The organism is Reyranella sp., from assembly GCF_004297265.1.
In the GTDB taxonomy this organism is placed as follows: domain Bacteria; phylum Pseudomonadota; class Alphaproteobacteria; order Reyranellales; family Reyranellaceae; genus Reyranella.
The window spans coordinates 251,341-269,704 of record NZ_SCUT01000024.1; the positions used below are offsets into that span (position 1 = coordinate 251,341).

11 protein-coding genes are annotated in these 18,364 nt (G+C 62.8%); 4 read left to right on the forward strand and 7 right to left on the reverse strand.

Annotated elements, in window-relative coordinates; translation table 11 throughout:
- Positions 1–19 precede the first annotated feature (19 nt).
- Positions 20–1,627, forward strand: coding sequence for a GMC family oxidoreductase N-terminal domain-containing protein (locus EPO41_RS10065; protein ID WP_296324083.1), 1,608 nt, complete (start codon positions 20–22; stop codon positions 1,625–1,627).
- A 122-nt stretch (positions 1,628–1,749) separates the two neighbouring features.
- Here EPO41_RS10065 and EPO41_RS10070 read toward each other — a convergent pair whose 3' ends face one another.
- Both EPO41_RS10070 and EPO41_RS10075 read right to left on the reverse strand, forming a co-directional pair.
- Positions 1,750–2,751, reverse strand: coding sequence for an NADP-dependent oxidoreductase (locus EPO41_RS10070; protein ID WP_296324088.1), 1,002 nt, complete (start codon positions 2,749–2,751; stop codon positions 1,750–1,752).
- Between the two features lie 106 nt (positions 2,752–2,857).
- On the reverse strand, positions 2,858–3,601 hold the full coding sequence (locus tag EPO41_RS10075) for a glucose 1-dehydrogenase (protein WP_296324091.1): 744 nt from the start codon (positions 3,599–3,601) through the stop codon (positions 2,858–2,860).
- 89 nt (positions 3,602–3,690) lie between these two features.
- Between EPO41_RS10075 and EPO41_RS10080 the strand changes: the two genes are divergently transcribed.
- The 3 genes from EPO41_RS10080 (at position 3,691) to EPO41_RS10090 (ending at position 6,475) form a co-directional block, all read left to right on the forward strand.
- Complete coding sequence (locus tag EPO41_RS10080) at positions 3,691–4,257, forward strand: TetR/AcrR family transcriptional regulator (protein ID WP_296324094.1); 567 nt, start codon at positions 3,691–3,693, stop codon at positions 4,255–4,257.
- A gap of 293 nt (positions 4,258–4,550) precedes the next feature.
- On the forward strand, positions 4,551–5,909 hold the full coding sequence (locus EPO41_RS10085; RefSeq protein ID WP_296324097.1) for a site-specific integrase: 1,359 nt from the start codon (positions 4,551–4,553) through the stop codon (positions 5,907–5,909).
- A 47-nt stretch (positions 5,910–5,956) separates the two neighbouring features.
- Entirely contained in the window at positions 5,957–6,475 is a 519-nt protein-coding gene (locus EPO41_RS10090) for a hypothetical protein (protein WP_296324100.1), read from the forward strand.
- 27 nt (positions 6,476–6,502) lie between these two features.
- Here EPO41_RS10090 and EPO41_RS10095 read toward each other — a convergent pair whose 3' ends face one another.
- From EPO41_RS10095 to EPO41_RS10115, 5 genes are read right to left on the reverse strand one after another with little or no spacing between them, the layout of a single operon-like run.
- On the reverse strand, positions 6,503–10,015 hold the full coding sequence (locus EPO41_RS10095) for a DEAD/DEAH box helicase (protein ID WP_296324103.1): 3,513 nt from the start codon (positions 10,013–10,015) through the stop codon (positions 6,503–6,505).
- A complete protein-coding gene (locus tag EPO41_RS10100; protein WP_296324106.1) occupies positions 10,002–10,784 on the reverse strand; it encodes a DUF1837 domain-containing protein in 783 nt (260 codons plus the stop codon). The genes EPO41_RS10095 and EPO41_RS10100 overlap by 14 nt, the downstream gene beginning before the upstream one ends.
- Positions 10,771–11,559 (reverse strand): HNH endonuclease signature motif containing protein, encoded by a 789-nt coding sequence (locus EPO41_RS10105; protein ID WP_296324109.1) that lies wholly within the window; start codon positions 11,557–11,559, stop codon positions 10,771–10,773. Before EPO41_RS10105 ends, EPO41_RS10100 begins: the two co-directional genes overlap by 14 nt.
- 11 nt (positions 11,560–11,570) lie before the next feature.
- Positions 11,571–13,544 carry a DUF2326 domain-containing protein gene (locus EPO41_RS10110; protein ID WP_296324112.1) on the reverse strand — a complete coding sequence of 658 codons (1,974 nt, stop codon included), beginning with the start codon at positions 13,542–13,544 and terminating at the stop codon, positions 11,571–11,573.
- Positions 13,528–18,363 carry an N-6 DNA methylase gene (locus EPO41_RS10115; RefSeq protein ID WP_296324117.1) on the reverse strand — a complete coding sequence of 1,612 codons (4,836 nt, stop codon included), beginning with the start codon at positions 18,361–18,363 and terminating at the stop codon, positions 13,528–13,530. The genes EPO41_RS10110 and EPO41_RS10115 overlap by 17 nt, the downstream gene beginning before the upstream one ends.
- Between the last annotated feature and the right edge of the window lies 1 nt (position 18,364).

Genomic DNA, 18,364 nt, shown 5'->3' on the forward strand with positions numbered 1-18,364 from the left:
TCACGCAAAGGAGCGATTCATGGGCGACATCGATACATCGAACACCATCCAGCGTGGGCGTGAGAATCAGGCCCGGCTGACGGAAGCGCTTCGGCCCAGCTACGATTTCATCGTCTGCGGCGCTGGCTCTTCCGGGTCGGTGATCGCGCGGCGGCTGGCCGAGAACGTCGCCGTACAGGTCTTGCTGCTTGAGGCGGGCGGCAGCGACGATGCCGAATCCGTCCTGAATCCGGCCCTGTGGCCCACCAATCTCGGCAGCGAGCGTGACTGGGGATTCCAGGCTGAACCCAATCCCCATCTCAACGGCCGCAGGATCCCCATGTCGATGGGCAAAGGGCTGGGCGGCGGGTCTAGCGTCAACGTGATGGTCTGGGCCCGTGGACACAAGAGCGACTGGGAGTTCTTCGCGTCGGAGGCGGGCGATGCGCGCTGGGGTTACGAGAGCGTGCTCGGGATCTATCGCCGCATCGAGGACTGGCAGGGTACTCCCGACCCCGCGTATCGCGGCAGCGGAGGGCCGGTCTGGGTGCAGCCCGCTTCCGCGCCGAGTCCGCTCGCGCTCGCGATGCTCGATGCCGCCGGCGAACTCGATATCCCCGTCTTCGACCATCCGAACGGGCGCATGATGGAGCAGGCGGGCGGTGCCGCGATCACCGACATGCTGGTGCGAGACGGGCGGCGTCATTCTCTGTACCGCGCCTACGTCCATCCGTGGCTCGATCGCCCGAACCTGACCGTGCTCACCGGGGCGCTCGTTCAACGGGTGGTGTTCCAGGGCACTCGGGCGAGCGGGGTGGAACTGGTGCACGGCGGACGGACCATGACCATCGGTGCGCGGACGGAAGTCGTGCTGTCTCTCGGCGCCCTCCAGACTCCGAAGGTCCTGATGCATTCCGGGATCGGCGAGCGTCGCGAGCTTGAGCGCTTCGGCATCCCGGTCGTCCAGAACCTGCCGGGCGTCGGGCGCAACCTGCAGGACCATGTTTCCTTCGGCTGTACCTGGGCCCTCTCGGAGCCGCTGGCGCCCCGGAACAGCGGCAGCGAAGCGACGATGTACTGGAAGAGCCGGCCCGACCTGGACGCGCCCGACTTGCTATTCTGTCAGGTCGAGTTTCCGGTGCCGAGCGAACGCACTGCATTGCGTGGGGTGCCACAGCATGGCTGGACGATGTTCGCGGGCCTCGCCCACCCCGAGAGCCGAGGCCGCCTGCGACTGCAGAGCGCCGATCCGACCGCGGCGCTGGAGATCGACGCGAACTTCCTGTCCGACGCCCGGGACATGACCACAGCTTCGGCCTGCGTCGAACTCTGCCGCGCGCTGGGCAATGCAACGGCGTTCCGTCCCTTCGTCAGTGGCGAAGCCATGCCGGGCGAGGTGAAGGGCGAGGATCTCGACACCTACATCCGCGACGCGGCCGTCACCTACTGGCACCAGAGCGGCACCGCCAGGATGGGGCGGGACGATATGTCGGTCGTGGATGCAACGCTGCGTGTCTATGGCACCAGCGGGCTGAGGGTGGCCGACGGCTCGATCATGCCCCGGGTCACCACCGGCAACACCCAGGCCCCTTGCGCCATCATCGGCGAACGCGCCGCCGAGATGATGCGGGAAGACCACGGTCTCTGATCCATCGATGTGCCGGGGTCCTTCGGGGCCCCGGCGCCCTCCCGAAGTACGGGCCTCCCGGCTCGAAGCCTCTACCGCCGTCGCGCGAGGCGCGCCGAGCGGCAGCCGCCCATCCGACCCCGTCAGAGGCGAATAAGGGGCTTCCCCGTAAAGCGCCCGGCAAAGAGGTCCTCGACGACCTGCGGAACGCAATCGAGTCCTTCGCGAACCGTTTGCCAGGGCCGGAACGTGCCGGCTTGTATCCACGACCACATCTGATCGCGATAGCGGCTCAGCCCATCGAGATGGTCGGTGAATGGCAAATAGCCCTCAACCCGGATGCGCTGCGTCACGATCCGGTTGAGGTGATGCATCGTGTCGGAGGCGCGTTCCTGATTGTAGCTGCTTATCATGCCGCTGATGGCAAAGCGTGCATGTGGATTGGCCAAGGCCAGGGCAGCGTCGAGATGTTCGCCGCCGACATTGTCGAGGTAGATGTCGATCCCGCCGGGAGCGGCGGCGGCGAGTTTGTCGACGAGAAGGCCCGGCGTTTTATAGTCGATGGCGACATCGGCACCGAGTTCGCGCAGAAGACGGCACTTGGCTTCTCCGCCGGCCGACCCGATGACATTCAGGCCCAGGGCTTTGCCGATCTGAATCGCCGTGCTGCCCACGGCTCCTGCGGCACCCGACACGAACAGGGTGTCGCCTGGCCGAGGTTTGCCTATTTCGACCAGACCGACATAGGCGGTGTAGCCGGTCGAGCCCAGCGCATTGAGATAGTGTTCGGGATCGGGTCCCGGTATGGGAATCTTCTCGAACTCCGTCGATGGTCCTTGGCCGACGTCGCGAAGGCCATACTGATGAACGGCCAGGTCACCTATCGCCCACTTGCCACACCTTGAATGGACCACCTCGCCGATCGCCCACCCGCTCAAGGGCGTCGCCAGATCATAGGGGGGAAGATAACCCCGGCTCTCCGCCGACATCCTGACTCGCATAGCAGGCCCAACCGTGAGCCACAGGTTGCGCACGCGGATTTCGCCGTCAGCGAGCGGGGCGAGGTCGAATTCACCCAGCGCAAAGAGATCCCGTGTTGGCAGGCCGACGGGGCGACCGATGAGCGTCCAGGCTCTTGTCTTCATGTCTATCCAACTCCCCCTTCAAAGGCATCAGCAGGATCGCAGCGGTACCGGATGAAAGACGCCACAGGCTGATGGATCTTCGGCAGCCCAGGACTCGGAAAGCGTCTCAAACCGCGACGAAGCCGCCATCGACGAACAGTTCCTCGCCTCCAACGAAGCTGCTCTCGTCCGAGGCCAGAAACAGAACCGCCTTGGCGATTTCCTCGGGCTCGGCGAGCCTGCCGAACGGGATGGTTTGCTGCATCCACGCCTCGGAGCCCGGGTTGTCCTGCAGATAGGTCTGCATGGCGGGCGTCAGCACCATTCCCGGCGAAACGACATTCACCCGGATGCCCCGACCCTTGAGATCGGTCGTCCAAGTGCGCGCGAGCGAACGTATCGCCGCCTTTGTCGCGCTGTAGACAGAGAGAGCTGGAAAACCCTTACTGCCGGCTCCCGAGCCGGCCAAAACCACGGTGCCACCGGCCGACATCAGCGGCAAAGCCTTTTGCACGGTGAAGACGGTCCCCTTCACATTAATGCCGAACACGCGATCGAAGTGATCTTCCTCAATGCCACCGATCGGTGCGGATTCCGAGACACCGGCATTGGCGAAGACCACATCCACGCGGCCTCTTGCTCTCTGGATCTCCCCGTACAGACGATCGAGGTCGGCAAGGTTGCTGACATCCCCTTGCATGCCCACGGCAGTAGGTCCGATTTCCTGCAAGGCCTCGTTCAGGCGCGCTTGCCGGCGGCCAGTGATGTGGACGTGAGCGCCCTCCCGGGCAAAGGACTTGGCCGTGGCCAAGCCGATGCCATCCGTGCCGCCCGTGACGACCACCACCTTGTTCTCGAACCGCTTCGTCATGTCGTTCGATCGCTTCCGCATTAAATGGAGGATTGCTCCACTTTATATATGGAGGCATCTTCCACTTAGCAAGCGGCAGTGGATTTCTTGTGACCGATGAACCCGCCTTGAGAGCCGATGCACGGCGAAACCGGGAGCGCATTCTCGCCGCAGCAGAAGAGGTCTTTCTGGAGCGCGGCGCCGCCGTGTCGCTGGACGATGTGGCGAAGCGCGCCGGCGTGGGGATCGGGACGCTTTACCGCCGCTTTCCCACCCGCGAGGCCCTGCTGGCGGCGGCTTACAGTGCGCGCTTCCTGAAATTCGCCGCAGCGAGCAGGCGCCGCGCGGAAAAGAGCGATCCGATGAGCGCCTTGCGCGCTTATCTCCAGGAACTCGTCCAGCACACGAATGTGTATCGCGGACTCGCGGCCTCTCTGGGGGCGGTTCTCCAGGTCGGAACGCCCGGATGCCTTGCAACCAGCGCAGAAGGCGCCCGGATTCTTCAGCTTGCGCAAACAGCGGGAATGGTGCGAGCCGATATTACCTTCGACGACATCGTCTGCGTCGCGACCGCGATTTCGCTGGCAACCCAGCAGAATGGATCATCGAAATCCCAGATCGCGCATCTGGTGGACGTGTTCGTCCACGGCATCGACAATTCTAAAGCCGCGCGGTGACCGCGTCAGGCGCGAAGCCTCCCGGAGGAATGCGGTCACCGGCGGGAGCATCGCGCGATAGGCGGGAATGGCGGACCCGGCGAGATTCGAACTCACGACCTCTGCCTTCGGAGCAATTTAAGCTGCCCATCCGAAAAGCGCGATAGGGCACGCTATGATACGATATCCGTCTGAAACCACTGGATATTCTGCATTTCAAAGGCGACGTTCCTATCCGACCATTCGCTCCGATTTTCTCCCGCCCGCTTACGTGGCGCTTACGCGAGAAAACGGCGCCGGGTCGGAGGACCGGCATGCCTAAGATTACAAAGAGGGTCGTCGACAGCGCTGGCGTTCGAGAGAAGGACTACGTCATCTGGGATGACGAGCTACCAGGTTTCGGGCTGCGCGTCTTCGCTTCTGGCAAGCGCAGCTACGTCCTTCAATACCGAGCATTGGGCCGCTCGCGCCGCTACACGATCGGCTTGCATGGCGTCTGGACCGCCGAAACCGCGAGGCAGGAGGCGAAGGTGCAGTTGGGCCGCGTTGCTCAGGGGGACAATCCCGCCGAGGAACGCCAGCTCGATCACAAGGCCATCACGGTCAAGGATCTCTGCACGCTCTACCTCAATGACCTGAACGCAGGTCTTATCCTGGGGAAGGGCGGGCGGCCTAAGAAGCCAACGACGATCGTCACGGACACCGGGCGCATCGAGCGGCACATCATCCCGCTCCTGGGGACGCGCCGCGTGAAGGACCTAACCAAGACCGACATCAACAAGGTCCTAAAGGACATCATGGCCGGCAAGACGCGAGTCTCGGTCAAGACGAAGAAGCTACGCGGCAAGGCCATTGTCCGCGGCGGGGCCGGAACGGCCACGCGAACGGTCGGGCTCCTCGGTGGCATCCTAACCTATGCCGTCGAGGCCGGGATCATAACGTCCAATCCGGCGCACGGTCTCCGCAAGCCAAAGGACAACGTGCGAAAGCGGCGACTGTCCGAAGCGGAGTATCGGACGCTGGGCGAGATGCTGCGCAAAGCCGCCGAGGAGGAGAAGTACGCGATGACGGTGGATATCATTCGCCAGATCGCGCTGACCGGCTGCCGTCGCAGCGAAATGATCCGCCTGAAGTGGACCGAGGCGGACACCGAAGCGAGCTGTCTGCGGCTCGAAGACAGCAAGGAAGGCGAATCCATCCGCCCGATCGGATTGCCGGTTGTCGAGTATCTGGAGCAACGACGCACCGACGACGTGGGCACATACGTCTTCCCCGGCCAGGGCGAGGACAACGCGTTCGGGAGCTTCCCCAACCATTGGGAGCAACTCTTCAAGGACTCTCCGCTTTCCGATGTGACACCGCACGTCCTCCGCCACAGCTTCGCGAGCATCGCCAACGACCTCGGCTTCACCGAGGTGACTATCGCGGCGCTGGTCGGCCATGCCAAAGGTTCTGTCACCAGCAAGTATATCCACACGCTCGACACCGCCCTCATCATGGCCGCCGATACGATCTCCGGTTATATTCAGGGGCTGCTTAAAGGCGTCGAGTTCAAGCAGACCGCTTACGCGCTGGACCGTGATTCGCGCAGAGCCGCGCTTGATCGGTTTCTGATCAAGGCTGTCGGGGAGCCGTCGAACGAGACCGAAGAGGAGGCACGGCTGGCTGCGTAAGGCCTTTGACGCCTTCGGCAAGACAGCGCCAGGATCGGATCGAGCGTATGCCCTTCAAGTCACTCGATGACATTCTGCAGCCCGACCCGCGCTTCGCCGATCTGTGCATCGTTGAAGGTGGCGTCGCCCGGCGGATGACGCTTGCCGATCATCATAGAGCGATCGCGAACATCAATCTCAGCGAGACCGCGCCAGGCGACGTCGACGCGGCCTTCGACCGCGCCCGCAACACCGTCATCTACGCCTTCTTCGACTATGACCTGTTCGTCGTCGGTGAGGTCCAGGCCTTCGGCGCGTTCGAGCTGGCGCTGAAACACCGCCTCAACGGCCATGGCGGCGCCTCGCGTGGCACGCTGCGCAATCTCTTGGACAGGGCGAGGAAAGGCGGCTTCCTTCCAGCGATCACATCCGGCGCCAACGCTCTTTCCGACCCGATCGAAGCCCTCATCGCCCTGCGCAATGGCCTATCCCACGGCACCTCGGACATCCACTCGCCCGGCATGGCGCTGGAGGTAGTGGAGGCGTGCGCGTTTTGGATCACCCACCTTTATCCGTCTCCGCCTTGACCATCCGAGACGAAAGCTCTCTCGCGCTCAAGCGTCTGCGCGAGGCCATCGCAACTTGCCCCGTCCCACCCTCAGCGCATCCACGACCGCCGTCGCCCCGGGCAGCCTTCCCGAGAACAAGCTCGGCTTCGGATCTACCGCCGGCTTTTTGAAGGGGACCACCCGTCGATAGTCCGGGGTCGCCAGCCATGTGCGCCCATCACCTTCGTCCGTGATGACCCGATAAAGTCCGGCCGGCGGCGCCGAGTGCGCAGGAGCGTCGAGCAGCCGCTTGTAGCGTTCGATCGACCACTTCTGGATTCCGCCGCTGAGAGCCTCTGTCCTGAAGCGAGCCCACAAAGCGGCCGTATCCGGCGTCGGCCAATCGCCTGCATCCGTGAATGCAGTGATTTCATCGGACTCAAGCCATGCGCGCATTTCCGCCGGCGTCACGAACACCGGGTTTGTGCTTTTAATAGCCGCTATTGCTGCCCGCCTCGATGGAAGTCCAGCGCGGATCAACATAGACATCATGAACTGCGGCACCCCTGTCTCCAGAGACGCAGCGCCGCCGCCTGGAATGATGTCCGACGACCAACCCAGAGTCATACGTCTGGTTCTGATCGCTTCCAGCGCCCAGACCAGTCGATAGGTGAAAGCCTCTTCGACTAACCGCATGTTGTGCGGCCCAATCTCGGAAACCTCCGCTCCCGACACCCACTGCTTGAGGATGGCCTTCCAGTTTGCAGGCAGAGCATTCTTCTTGTCCGGAATGAACGGCCTCATCACGAGAAGGCGTTCGCCGAGACCCGCCAAGGTATCCGCCAGTTCGCCGACGTCGCCTGGAAGGGACGCGGCGTCGGCTCGATCGATGAGATCGCCCAGATCTTCCGCCATCGCGTCGATCGTCAGCCCGGCTTCCAGGCCGACGCCCATCGCGAAATGGCCCCGGCGGGCCTGGGGTGTCGTCACCGACCAGATGAGATTGGCGCGCGCCTCGAAGACCTTGCGGTGTCGCGCTTCTACGCCTTCTCCCTCGCGCGCTATCTGACGCGCCCAGAGCGATCCTTTGAGCGCTTCGTCGAGAAGCTTGGGCAAATCGGCGCGATCGGCATCGAGCGCCTCCACCAAGCCAAAGACCGTTGCGTCAAGACGCTCGACGAGTTCCGAGAGCGGTTCCTCCTCGATGCTTTCCTCCTCGTCTCCTCCCGCCTCGTCGTCCTCTTCATCATCATCGGGCTCGGCTTCGGGGGGCGCCGCGGGCTGAGCGGCGAGCGCCGCTTCTTCTGCCGGCGACTTCCAGGCCTCGCGCGCGTTAGCGAGATATTCCCACGCGTCTGCGCGCGCCAGCACGCCCTCACGAGCCAGGCGCTCAAGAATCTCCGCGACGATCTGGATCAGTCCGCTCTTCAGCGTTCGGGCTTTGGAAGAGGCCACCAATCCCCGCCATTCTCCGCTTCGCCAATCGACGCGATCGAACATGACGTGGACGATGAGCCCTTCCACGTCGACAAACGCACGCCCGGCGCGGCCAGCGACATTGGCGAACTCCTCGCCGGTGATCGGTTTGCCAGCTCGGTACAGCGCCGGGACGAGCAAAACTGCGGCGTTGAGATTGAGCCCCTGCGACAGCGTCGGCGATGCGACGATGACCTTGAGGACGCCCTCCGACAGCAGAACCTCCAACTCTCGCAGGAACGGGCTGGGCAGGCGCCCGTGGTGAATGGCGACGCCGGCCTTCAGGCTCGCCACCGCCGGATGGTCTTCGCCGAGCCATTCCTTGCCGACCTCGAGCGCGCGAGCGATCGATGCTTCGTCATCCAGAAGCGAGTCCAGATAGCCGCGTTTGCAAAGGTCGACGACTTGCTTTCCGTACCCCTCAACCCAGTTCGCTTGCGTCGAGAAGATGAGTGTCCGCTTGCCCTGCGCCGCAAACTCCCAGGCCGCGAACAGGGCCAGATGTGACGTCTTTCGAGGATAGGGCTTCTTCTCACGGCCGCGGGGCGGTTTTTGAACGACGAATCGATCCAGGAACGGGCCGTTGTTGGTTAGATCCAGGGTCAGGCGCGCATCGCGCGCGCGCCACGCCAGCATTCCAAACCGCTGGCGTGTCGGCCGCCAGTCGGACCGCACGGCTTCGCCCGGCTCGTCCGCCCGTATCCACGCCGTCAGATCGTCGAGCTCGTCGCCACTCGGGAGGATCGCCGAGAGGCAGACGATACGCCGGTCGGCCGAGTCCGCGCGGCGCAACAAGCGCTGCACCAGCGTCTCGTAGCGGATCTCACGCTCACTCGGCCCGATCATATGGCCTTCGTCGAGCACGATCAGCCCGACGTCGTCGATCAGGCTCGGATCGCTTCTCAGCGCGAAGTCGAGTTTCTCCGGCGTCGCGATGATGATCTCCCGCGAGCGGAGCGCATCCTCGTCACCGGCCGAGAGCCCACTCGCGCCGTACAGCGACGACACGGTGAACCCGAGCGGCGCGAAGGTCTTGCGAAACGATCGTTCCGTCTGGGCCGAGAGCGCGCGCAACGGCGTCACGATGAGAACCCGCTTTGCCGAAGACAACGTCATCAGCGCGGCGATCTCGGCGACGCGCGTCTTCCCGGCGCTGGTGGGCAGGGCGACAACGAGGTCGTCCTTGACGTCCGTCGAGCGGCGCGCCGCCTCGCGCTGCGACGGCCACAGCTCAACCTCCGAGTTCTTGCGGGCATAGAGCGATCCAATGAACAGCCGCCGCAGGTCGGGATACTTCTCCGCGGCGCCCTCAGGCGGCTCCGTCGGAAGGTTCTGGTGCAACGAATGTTGCCAGAGGTCGTCAATCAGATGACGGCAGATATTGGTGATCCACCACAGCGGCACGTTCTCCGCATTGTCGGCCAGGCTGACGGCCGTTGTGAGAAGCGAACGCGCCACCTCGAGCGGTTCCTCTTCGCCGGTCTCCAGCGCGAAGTCGAAGAAGGCCAACGCTCGACAGATGGTGGTGTTGAGGACAGTCGCCAGGATCTCGTCGACATCGGCATCCTCGCCGGACAGCCCCGCAGCGATCCGGTCGTCACCATGGGCCTCGTCGTTGAGCCAGCCGCGCACGAAGGCTCGAAGCCCATCGAGGTCGCGGAGCACCAACCGCATCACCGCCATCTCGCCCGGCGTCAAATTCAAGTCGCCCAACGCCTCATTGAAAAGCGAATAGGCGACGGCCGAGAAGCCGGCCAGATGGTAGGCCGTCGCGGCGATCGTCCTGCGGAAGCCACGGTCGGCGGCCTCGGGATCGGCATTCCGGACCAACGCTTCGAACGCGTTGCCGGCGCGCTCGAACGCCTTGTTCGTCAGGTCGGAGGAACCAGCCTGCGCGCGAAGAGCCATTGCCGCACGGAGCAGCGCGAATCCATGTTCTGCGAGGTCGGTATCAATTGTCGCGCCAAGCGGTGGGGCGTTTTCAGGCAGAACGCCATCGCTTCGCATCAGTGACCATGCCGCCCCACGATAAAGCAGTCGGCCCTGCACGCCGTCCTGGGTCGCGCGCGTCAAGAATGCCTGCAGTTCGTCAGTCGTCTCCAAGGTCTTCCGCCTTCTGGTACATCTCCTTGATGAAGTCCTGGTGGTCTTCGATGTGGAGATTCACGACATACTGATCCCGGTTGGTCCCCGCGCCTTCGAGATCGCCCTTCAACGACGCGTGTGGACCGTTGCCCGACACCGTGAAGAGCATGTGGTCGATGCGATCAGCACGCAGAGCCTTCAGGCCAACTTCGTCGCGAAGGTCGCGGCCGAGTTGGACATCGTCGTCGTCGTTGCTTTCGAGCAAGCGGTTCGCGACAAATGCTAGTGAGTCCGGCGTGCATCTGCCATTGTCGCGATTGAGCACCTTGCGGGCGCTCGTGACAGTGGCTTTCCCAAGAACCTTGTTGCTCTTGGCTTCGCCCTTCAGCAGCCAAAGCTTTGAGTCCTCGCCTCCATAACCCGCCCCGATAAAGTCGTCACCGCGCATGGCCATGTTGCGGCCGTCCTTGTAGCGCAGGCGGCGAACGGGAACGCGTAGGCCGATTTCTTCCTCGACCAGCTCGGTCGCCAATATCTCGCCGAGATCACCTGAGCGGCCCTTGTCGGTCTGAGGGAGCTGCGCGCGCAGGATTTCCGCGGCAACCTTGTAGCCGAGCCGCTGAACGTCATCGGCTATACGCTCAAGCCGATCATAGTGGGAGCGCATCGTTTCGGCGAGCGCATCACGAATTTCGTCACGTCCCCCGTCCTTTTCAACGTAGGTCCAGTATCGCTTGCGTTTGTCCTTTTCCTTGGTGGCGTCGCACCACTTTTTATAAAGCACCACTTGGCGATTCCCTCCCGGCCGACGCCCCTCGCGCCCGCTCGCGATGACGGGTAAGCCGCCGGCGATGCTCGTCCGTCAGGGAAATCGGGGAACTCCAACGGAGTTCGGCGCGCGCTTGCTCGCTGAGACTGGGCGAGATTTCGGGCGTTCCCTCGTCATCGAAAGTCACGAGCGCGCGGTCGAATGCGGCGTCCCACAGCGCCGAAAGGAGGAGGCCGTTATGCACGTCGAGCCGCTCGGCATCGCTTTCGCAGTCCGCCCATGGGATGATGTGCGAGGCGCGTAGCAAGGCCGCGTCGGAGATGCCGGTGAGGGGGCAGCGTCCCCGCCAGTAATCCATTAGGCGGGCCCGAAATATGTCCTGCCCAATCCTCTGCACCACCAGCCGCTCGGCCTCGGTTGTCCGGGGCAGGTCTGCGACGCGAAGCTCAAATTCCCGCAGCGGCGCGTCGGGCAGGCTGACTCCCAACTCATAGACGCGGCGTAGCACTGCGTAGAGCGCGCCGAGAGTGTTGAAGGCGAAGCGGGCATGGCCCGGACCGGACATATCGGCTGCGGGCAATCCGAATTCCTGGATGATGCCGAGATGGTCGAGGGCTAGATACCACGGCCCTGACGATCCTGTGGCGGCCAGGTAGATCAGGCCCTTGGCAGTGGTCGACGCGAAGGCCAACCAGCCGGCCTCTTCTGCCAGAATGCGGCGAAAGCCGTTCTGCGATGCAGCCTTCTGGCATTCCTCGCGGACGACAAAGGACTGGGGCGCTTCAATCATCATATCTTTCAGGATCAGATGTCCATTCCAAACAGACGTTCCTCCGCCGGCGTCGAACTCATCCGAAGTCTAATGAGACTGTCGTTCTGCAGCTCAGGCGGCGGAGCGGTAGTGGTCGTAACGATGTATTGGAAGCAAGGCGTTGCCACCTCTTTCTCCCACTGATGCACAAGGCTGAAGAGACGAGCGTAGAGCTGCCCGTCCAAGTCCGCCTCACGCGGACTGTCGTGAATGAGGAAGGCTGGCAGGTCGGCTCTCTCCTCAACAGCCATGTGCAAGGCCGCAAGGTCGAAGGCCACAATCTTGAGGGAGTCCAAGGCCGCCGTTGACACCTCGCCTCGTCCTGAGAATTCGGCATCGACCTTCAAGCCGTGGCCATCTAGCTTGATGGTGCCCGCCACCCCGTCCGGGAGCCAGGCGGCCATGACCCCTTGATACCTCTCCTCCAAAGTCCTGATGGCTGCTCGCGCCCGCGAGCGCCCGGACTCCAACTGTGCCCGAACTGCTTCCAGCGCTGCAGTCCCCGGCGGCGTGGGTTTAGCGGCTGCTTCGCTTGCGTGCAGCGATCGCGCATCATCGAGTATGCGCCTTGCTCGATAGATGCGGTCTTGCACCTCCTTCGCGGTCGCCTGCGCGGCGCGGCTGGCGACGTCAGCGGCCTTGGCCTCCGCCTCAAGGGCTTCCTGTCGGGGACCGAGCTGCTGAATCTGAACCTCGACGCGCTTGGCCTGCTGCTCCGCGCCATTCGCCTCTGCGTCCAGTTCAGCGGCCTTCTTCTGCTTGTCCGCAATTGCGGCCTTCAGCGCAGACAGGTCACAGGCTTCGAGCGAAATGCTGCACCCTTTCGCTTTGACCTCATCTATGCTGACTCTACAGACGGGGCAGACCCTGATCCGTCCCTGGGTGATGTCGATCTCACCCAAATTCGCTTCGGATCGGTAGCGTCCGGCTTCGTCTCGCTTGAAGCGCGCCTCGTTCTGGAACTGCTGTTGTTTCGCAACGAATGCTCCGCGCTCTTCATTGAGCGTGTTCAGACGCGCGAAGATCGACGCAACGTCCGGCGCCTTCGGTAGATCGGTTCGCATGGCGTCAGCCAAAGCCGCCTCTGCGAGTGAGACCAATCCCCTCTGGTCAATCGTGTCGTCAAAACCAACCTCGTCGCCAACGCCCAGTGTGAGTCTCACAGCCCTCACGCCGTCGACGTATCGCTGTTGCTGATAAGCTTGGCGTCGCCGTTCATCCTCGACAGCAGCCACGAGTTCCCGCTCGCGGGCGGCGGCGGCGCGCTCTTCCGCGTCGAGAGCACGCAAAGCCAGGCGCACCATGGTTAACTTGGCCGTTTCGCCCAGCACCTGCGCGCGCGAGTGGGTTTGAGTTTGCGATGACCGCCACGCCAGAATGTCGGCTAGACGGCACTCCTGATCGCGCGTCAGCCAGGCTCGTAGGACATCCCAGACCTGGTCATGGTTGACTTCGGGCGGCGTAGCTCCTGCGATCGTCGAGAAGAAGGTGTCGATCAGGACAGGGTCGATGAATGTTTGATCGCCATCGCGACGGCCGCGCGCGATAGCCTCCTCGACGGAATCGGCTCGAATAGCGAACTCGCCGCCTGGAAGGCCCAACGGCCGCACAATAACCCAGCACAAGCTATCAATCAGAACTTCCGCCGCTATGACCCCGTTCGGAAGCCTTGCCATGATCCGTGATCGCTGGGGGTCGGTGGCATAAGCTGGCTCCCCCAGACAAGCCCGAAGCAAACGACAGAAGGTTGTTTTGCCGCTGCCGTGGGCCAGGGCGCGGCTGCCGCTGCTCGACATATCCGGCGTCCAGATGATGTTGAGACCGGGCTTCAACGTCACGTCCCGGATGATGGTCTGTGGATCGCTAAAGATGGCCAGCCGACGGACCCAGAGCCGAGGCCCGGTCCGGCTTTCAGGCGCCGCCGGCGGACCGATTGCCGGGGCGAACAGATCAGCCTGATTGGCCACTGCCGAACCTCGCCCAGATCACATTGTCTTCCGGTGCAACGGCAGCGGTGAGGCTGCCTACGTCGATGCTCCGGGCCGCACGGATCGCGAAAGCGGCCCGTTGGGCGTCGGCGGAAACGGCTTGCAGTCCCGCCGAACCAAAATGCTGACCCCGTGTCCACGCCCCGTCGGCGCGCTCCTCCAATTGGCCTGAGGTGAGCAGCGTCTCGAACATCGATCGCCACGCCGCATTGATGGCCGGGCTTAGCCGGACCGCGCCTTGTGCGGGCTGCGCCTCTGGGCCGACGAGCCTGATCCACTGACTCCGGTCGCTGGTCGTCAGCAGAGGCGTAAGCAGTGCGGGCTCCGCAAGGCTGGCGATAACGAAGCGCGCGCGTAAACCATCATTCGCCTGATCCATCTGCCAAAGAGCGTGTTGCGCCGCGTAGCGGAGACGGTCTCGGGCCTGGACGCTTGCCGACCACGTCCATGCGCCGTCTGGCAGACCATCGAGAGGCGGCAATTCGACGGAGATAGGAAGCGTGTCGGCCGGCCGGCCTACCTCCATCCGGTTCCACGCCTCTATGACCAGTCGTTCGGTGCGGTACTCCCCGAACTGGCGGATTTCCTTTTCCTTCAGAACGCGGAAGGTTTCTGACGGATAGCCCGCGCCCTTAGCCTTGGCAGGGTCGAGGACGTATTGCAGATCCTCCTCAGCCAGGCCGTATTTCCTGGCAAACAAAACATCGAGTTCGGCGCGCAATTGGGCGCGGCGGTCTTCGTTCCAATCGAAGGGCAAACCGGAATATCCCAGATCCTCCGCCCAGAGCTTCATGGCGTGGCTGGTATAGGTCAGCTCCAGCATGCGTGAGCGGATGAAGTCCAGCTCATGGGTTGAGTAGGTGGACGGAGGAAGAATGGGAAACTGCTTCAAGTAGAAATACGTAAGAGAAGACCCGCCGATTTTTTGTCGGGCTATATAGTCAAACGGCAAAGCCGTCATATTTGCCAGAAACGCAGCCGCAAGGTGAGGCGAATGGGATAAATAAAACAGTGGAACTTTGTGATTGGTACCCACCTTGGGAAACACACTCGCAATCACCGTCCGCTCCACGCTCCGGAGTGCAATATCCCGCCACCCCATGAACCAGCGCGGCTGTTTGGCCTCAATCAGCAGTTCGGCAAGTGCCAGCGCATCCTTCGGCCCCTCGGTGATGAGGGTAAGATCATCCGACGTCAGCGGCGTCTCGCGCTGCATCTCCGCGCCGCCAGTTAGCGTTTTCGGGTCGATGAGGAAACGCTCGGGTGACGCCTTCAGCACCCCGCGCCAGTCCTGTGCGCGGCCGAGAAGGCGGAAGATGTCGGCCTCCCGCGCCGGGTGGCCTTCAAATGCGGCAATGGCCCCGGCAAGCCAGGTGACAAGCGCCTTGAGTGCAGCGGCGCGGGCGGATCCCTCCAAACCAGCATCCGCCTCGCGGCGTCCCTTTCGACCTTCGCCACGCGCTAGTTTGACAGCGCTTTTCAATGCCGACGGAACGCGAGCGGCTCGTAAAATGACCTCTTCCTCAGGCACCCAATAACGCGGCGACGGCTCGAAGGCCGGGTTCTGCTTTTCGGCAAGGGTGCAATCGCGGGCGCCTTCTTCGTCGTCGCTCGCACCGCCGTTGTAGGTCGCCCACCGATGATCGAAGTGATGGATCATCTTAGCTTCGTAGAGAGGCACGCGACGCTCGACGGCCGCCGCCGTCTCGCGCAGCCAGTCTTCCCCCTGGCGCTGCCAGCCCTCAGGCTCCAACTGCGCCGGCGTGCGGAAGAAGCCGGAGTCGCCCGACATGTGGAACATCGTCTGGAACGTGATGCCCCAGGGGTTGACGTCTCCCCCTTCGTCCTGTGACCGTTCTTCGATCAGGACCGGCGCGCTCGCATAGAGCTTTGCGGTCAGTTCTGCGTCGGCGCGAGAGCGGAAGACTGGCGCCGTTCTTGTATTGGGGTTGATGCGAGCGATTTCGTCTTCTGTTAGCTCGAATCGGCGTTCTGGGTGATCTATTTCACCGACGTTCTTTATGTCAAAGCAGAACTGCGCCGCTTTGGCTTGGCCGCCCATGCAAATGATGCAAAATGATTTTCTATCGTCTGTTCCTTTGAACCATCCCCTAATTTCATAAAAACTAAACAATGATTGCAGCTTACGACTTTGGACAAGATACCCGAAAAACTCGGATGTGAAGGAGTCGGTTGCTATCCCTGTCGGCACGATCACTCCCGCTCGACCAGTCGGCTTTGCGAGGCGCGAAAACAGCTCCGCAAAAAGAGCATAGGTGTTGACATCGCCACGGCCCGTTAGCGGGTAGCGGTCGGATGATCGCGCAAATTCGCTGGCTGCTTCCGCTGTGCGCTTGGCGAAGACGAAATCCCGCCACAGGCGGCCATCTGCGCTGTCGGGATCGGCCTTCTCGAGGGCGTTGATCAGTTTTTGGCGTTCTGCCTTGTTGGGCGCGCTAGCGATTGCCGGGGAGCGCGCCGCGAAGAACTCCTGCTCCTGAAGCTTGATGCGCTCCCATGGCGGATTGCCGATGACGACATCGAAACCGCCATCACGCTCCACAATCTCGGGAAATTCGATGAACCAGTGGAAGGCGCTCACCTTCTCGGAAGTCAGCTTGGCGCCTTGGCGCAGATGCTCGGCAGGCGCTTCGCCACCTGCCGCTTGCCACACATGCTCGGTCAGCGGCATGGCGTCTGTGCCTGCCGCATTGGAAGCTTTCGGCATGAAAAAAGCAGCCATATAGAAATTGGCCGAGATATAGAGGTCACTGGCTGTCTTCAGGCGCTGCCAATCGTTCGATGCGCGGATCTCGGCAAAGCCACGGGCCTTTGCTTCGACACTTGCAAGATCGTCCTGCGCCATCTCCTTCAGCTTGTGATCCCGCTCAGCCAGAATTTCGGGCGGCGACCAATTCTTGAACAGTTGCGGATGACCCTTCGCCCGATCGCGCTGTTCTTTGTTGAGACGGGCGTAGCGGCGGGAGAGTTCCTTGTCGTCGCCGGTCAGTGGCTTGTAGGCTTCATCAGGCAATCCCTCCCGCAGCATCGTGCGGTTAAGGACGCCAATCAGGCTGTCGCCGCAGCGAATCTGCGCATCGAAGAAGGCGAGTGGACGGCCCGGCTCCAGCGCTTCGATCCAGAGCGCCACCTTGGTCAGCTCAACCGCCATGGGGTTGCGGTCCACGCCGTAGAGGCAGCGGCATGCGACTTCACGCAGCGCATGGCGGAAGTCGGCGGCCGAAGGAATTCCACCGGCGCGGTGACGGGCAACGCGGGTGGCGATGCGACGCGCCGCCGCGAGCAGGAAATGCCCAGAGCCGCAGGCGGGATCGATAACAGTGAGCTTCAGGAGCTCTTCGGCGGGATCGGAAGCTTGGGCTTCCCGATCATCAAGCACCGGATTGAGTGTGGTGTCGAGCAGGAGCTGCACTAGGCTGTCGGGCGTATAATAGGAGCCGGTTGTCTTGCGCTGGTTGCCCCGCTGCTCTGCGACTTCAGAGGCGAAAAGCAGAGTCTTGCCGTCGTCGCCCAGTTGCGGTTGGAGTTCGAGCAGAGTTTCATAGACCGAGCCCAACTCCTCGGTCTCCATCGCGCGCCAGTTCACCGGGACGATTCCGGTTTTGTCGGAGAGCCACGAAAGGCGGTAGAGTGCTTCCATGAAGGCGCGATTGCGCAGGCGCGCGGTTTCCAGATGCGGCAGCATGTCGGTGCCGAAGAGCCCGCCAAGGGCTGGGAGGCCGAGCGCCTGCTGACCGTGGGCAAGAGCTTGGAAGACTACCTTGATGCCCTCGTAGCGGTCGTAGTGCTTGTCCCAAGTGGCCGCGCGAACGCATTGCGCGCGCAGCGCCGTGAGGCTGTAGCCTTCAACATAAAGCTTGCGGGACTCTGGCTTCGCCGTTTCGGGGTGAAGGAGGTTCCGATCCTCAGCCACCATCAGGAAGATCAGGCGGTAGACGAGGCGTAGAAGCTCATTGAACCATTTGGTCAGGTTCACCTCGCCGGATTTTAGCCGGGCGGCGAGATCGGGGTTGGCTTCCAGGAAACCGGAGCCGAGCACTTTGAGCGCTGTTTCGACCTGGGCCGCCAGCCGGTCGCGGGCAGCCTCGCCTTCACGTGAGCCGGCCTCGCGCCAGCGCTCGAGCGTACAGTCGGTTACGGGTGTGTCGGCAACGCCGAACCGCGTCCGGTGAATCAGCGACCAGAGAACGGCGAAAGAGGCTGCGTCCTCGTTCGTGAAGATTTGAGTAAGGTCGGCTTCGACGTACGCCGGCCGGGTCAACGACGCGTTGTCGCGCATGAGGCGGATCACGGCCCCGTTTGTCACCATGCCCCAGAGCGCGTCGTCGCTGTCGTTAAGATAGTCCTGAAGCGCGAAAGCCGGCGAGCGCGAACGATCGGTGGAGAGCGTCGGGCTGCGCCTATCGAGCTTTTCGTCGGAGGGCGGCACGACGACAATGGGGACGCGGCCGCCCGCAAGGAACGAGACAACACCATCGGCTGGGCCCAGATCGTCGAAACCAAAAGTCTCTTTGAGGAAGTCACGCACGAAACGACGGGTCGCTTCGAGGGATGGTTTTTCAAACTTTGCGAACGCGTCGAAATGGGACTGGCCGACGCGGAAGGCGGTCGAGATCTCCTCGCGGATCGTCAGTCCCTTGCGGATCCGGTAGTCTTCCTCCGTCTGCTCGGAGGCTTGTCTGCGGTCGATGCTCGCGACCATAGCCGGTGCGATGAGGTTGCCCTCGAGCGTGAGCGACGACCAGGCAGACACATCGGTGACGGGCTTGCGCGCCATG

Excerpts from the sequence above, each read along its gene's own strand:
- EPO41_RS10065 (WP_296324083.1), top strand. The coding sequence starts at position 20 with ATGGGCGACATCGATACATCGAACACCATCCAGCGTGGGCGTGAGAAT.
- EPO41_RS10070 (WP_296324088.1), bottom strand. The coding sequence starts at position 2,751 with ATGAAGACAAGAGCCTGGACGCTCATCGGTCGCCCCGTCGGCCTGCCA.
- EPO41_RS10075 (WP_296324091.1), bottom strand. The coding sequence starts at position 3,601 with ATGACGAAGCGGTTCGAGAACAAGGTGGTGGTCGTCACGGGCGGCACG.
- EPO41_RS10085 (WP_296324097.1), top strand. The coding sequence starts at position 4,551 with ATGCCTAAGATTACAAAGAGGGTCGTCGACAGCGCTGGCGTTCGAGAG.
- EPO41_RS10090 (WP_296324100.1), top strand. The coding sequence starts at position 5,957 with ATGCCCTTCAAGTCACTCGATGACATTCTGCAGCCCGACCCGCGCTTC.
- EPO41_RS10105 (WP_296324109.1), bottom strand. The coding sequence starts at position 11,559 with ATGATGATTGAAGCGCCCCAGTCCTTTGTCGTCCGCGAGGAATGCCAG.
- EPO41_RS10115 (WP_296324117.1), bottom strand. The coding sequence starts at position 18,363 with ATGGCGCGCAAGCCCGTCACCGATGTGTCTGCCTGGTCGTCGCTCACG.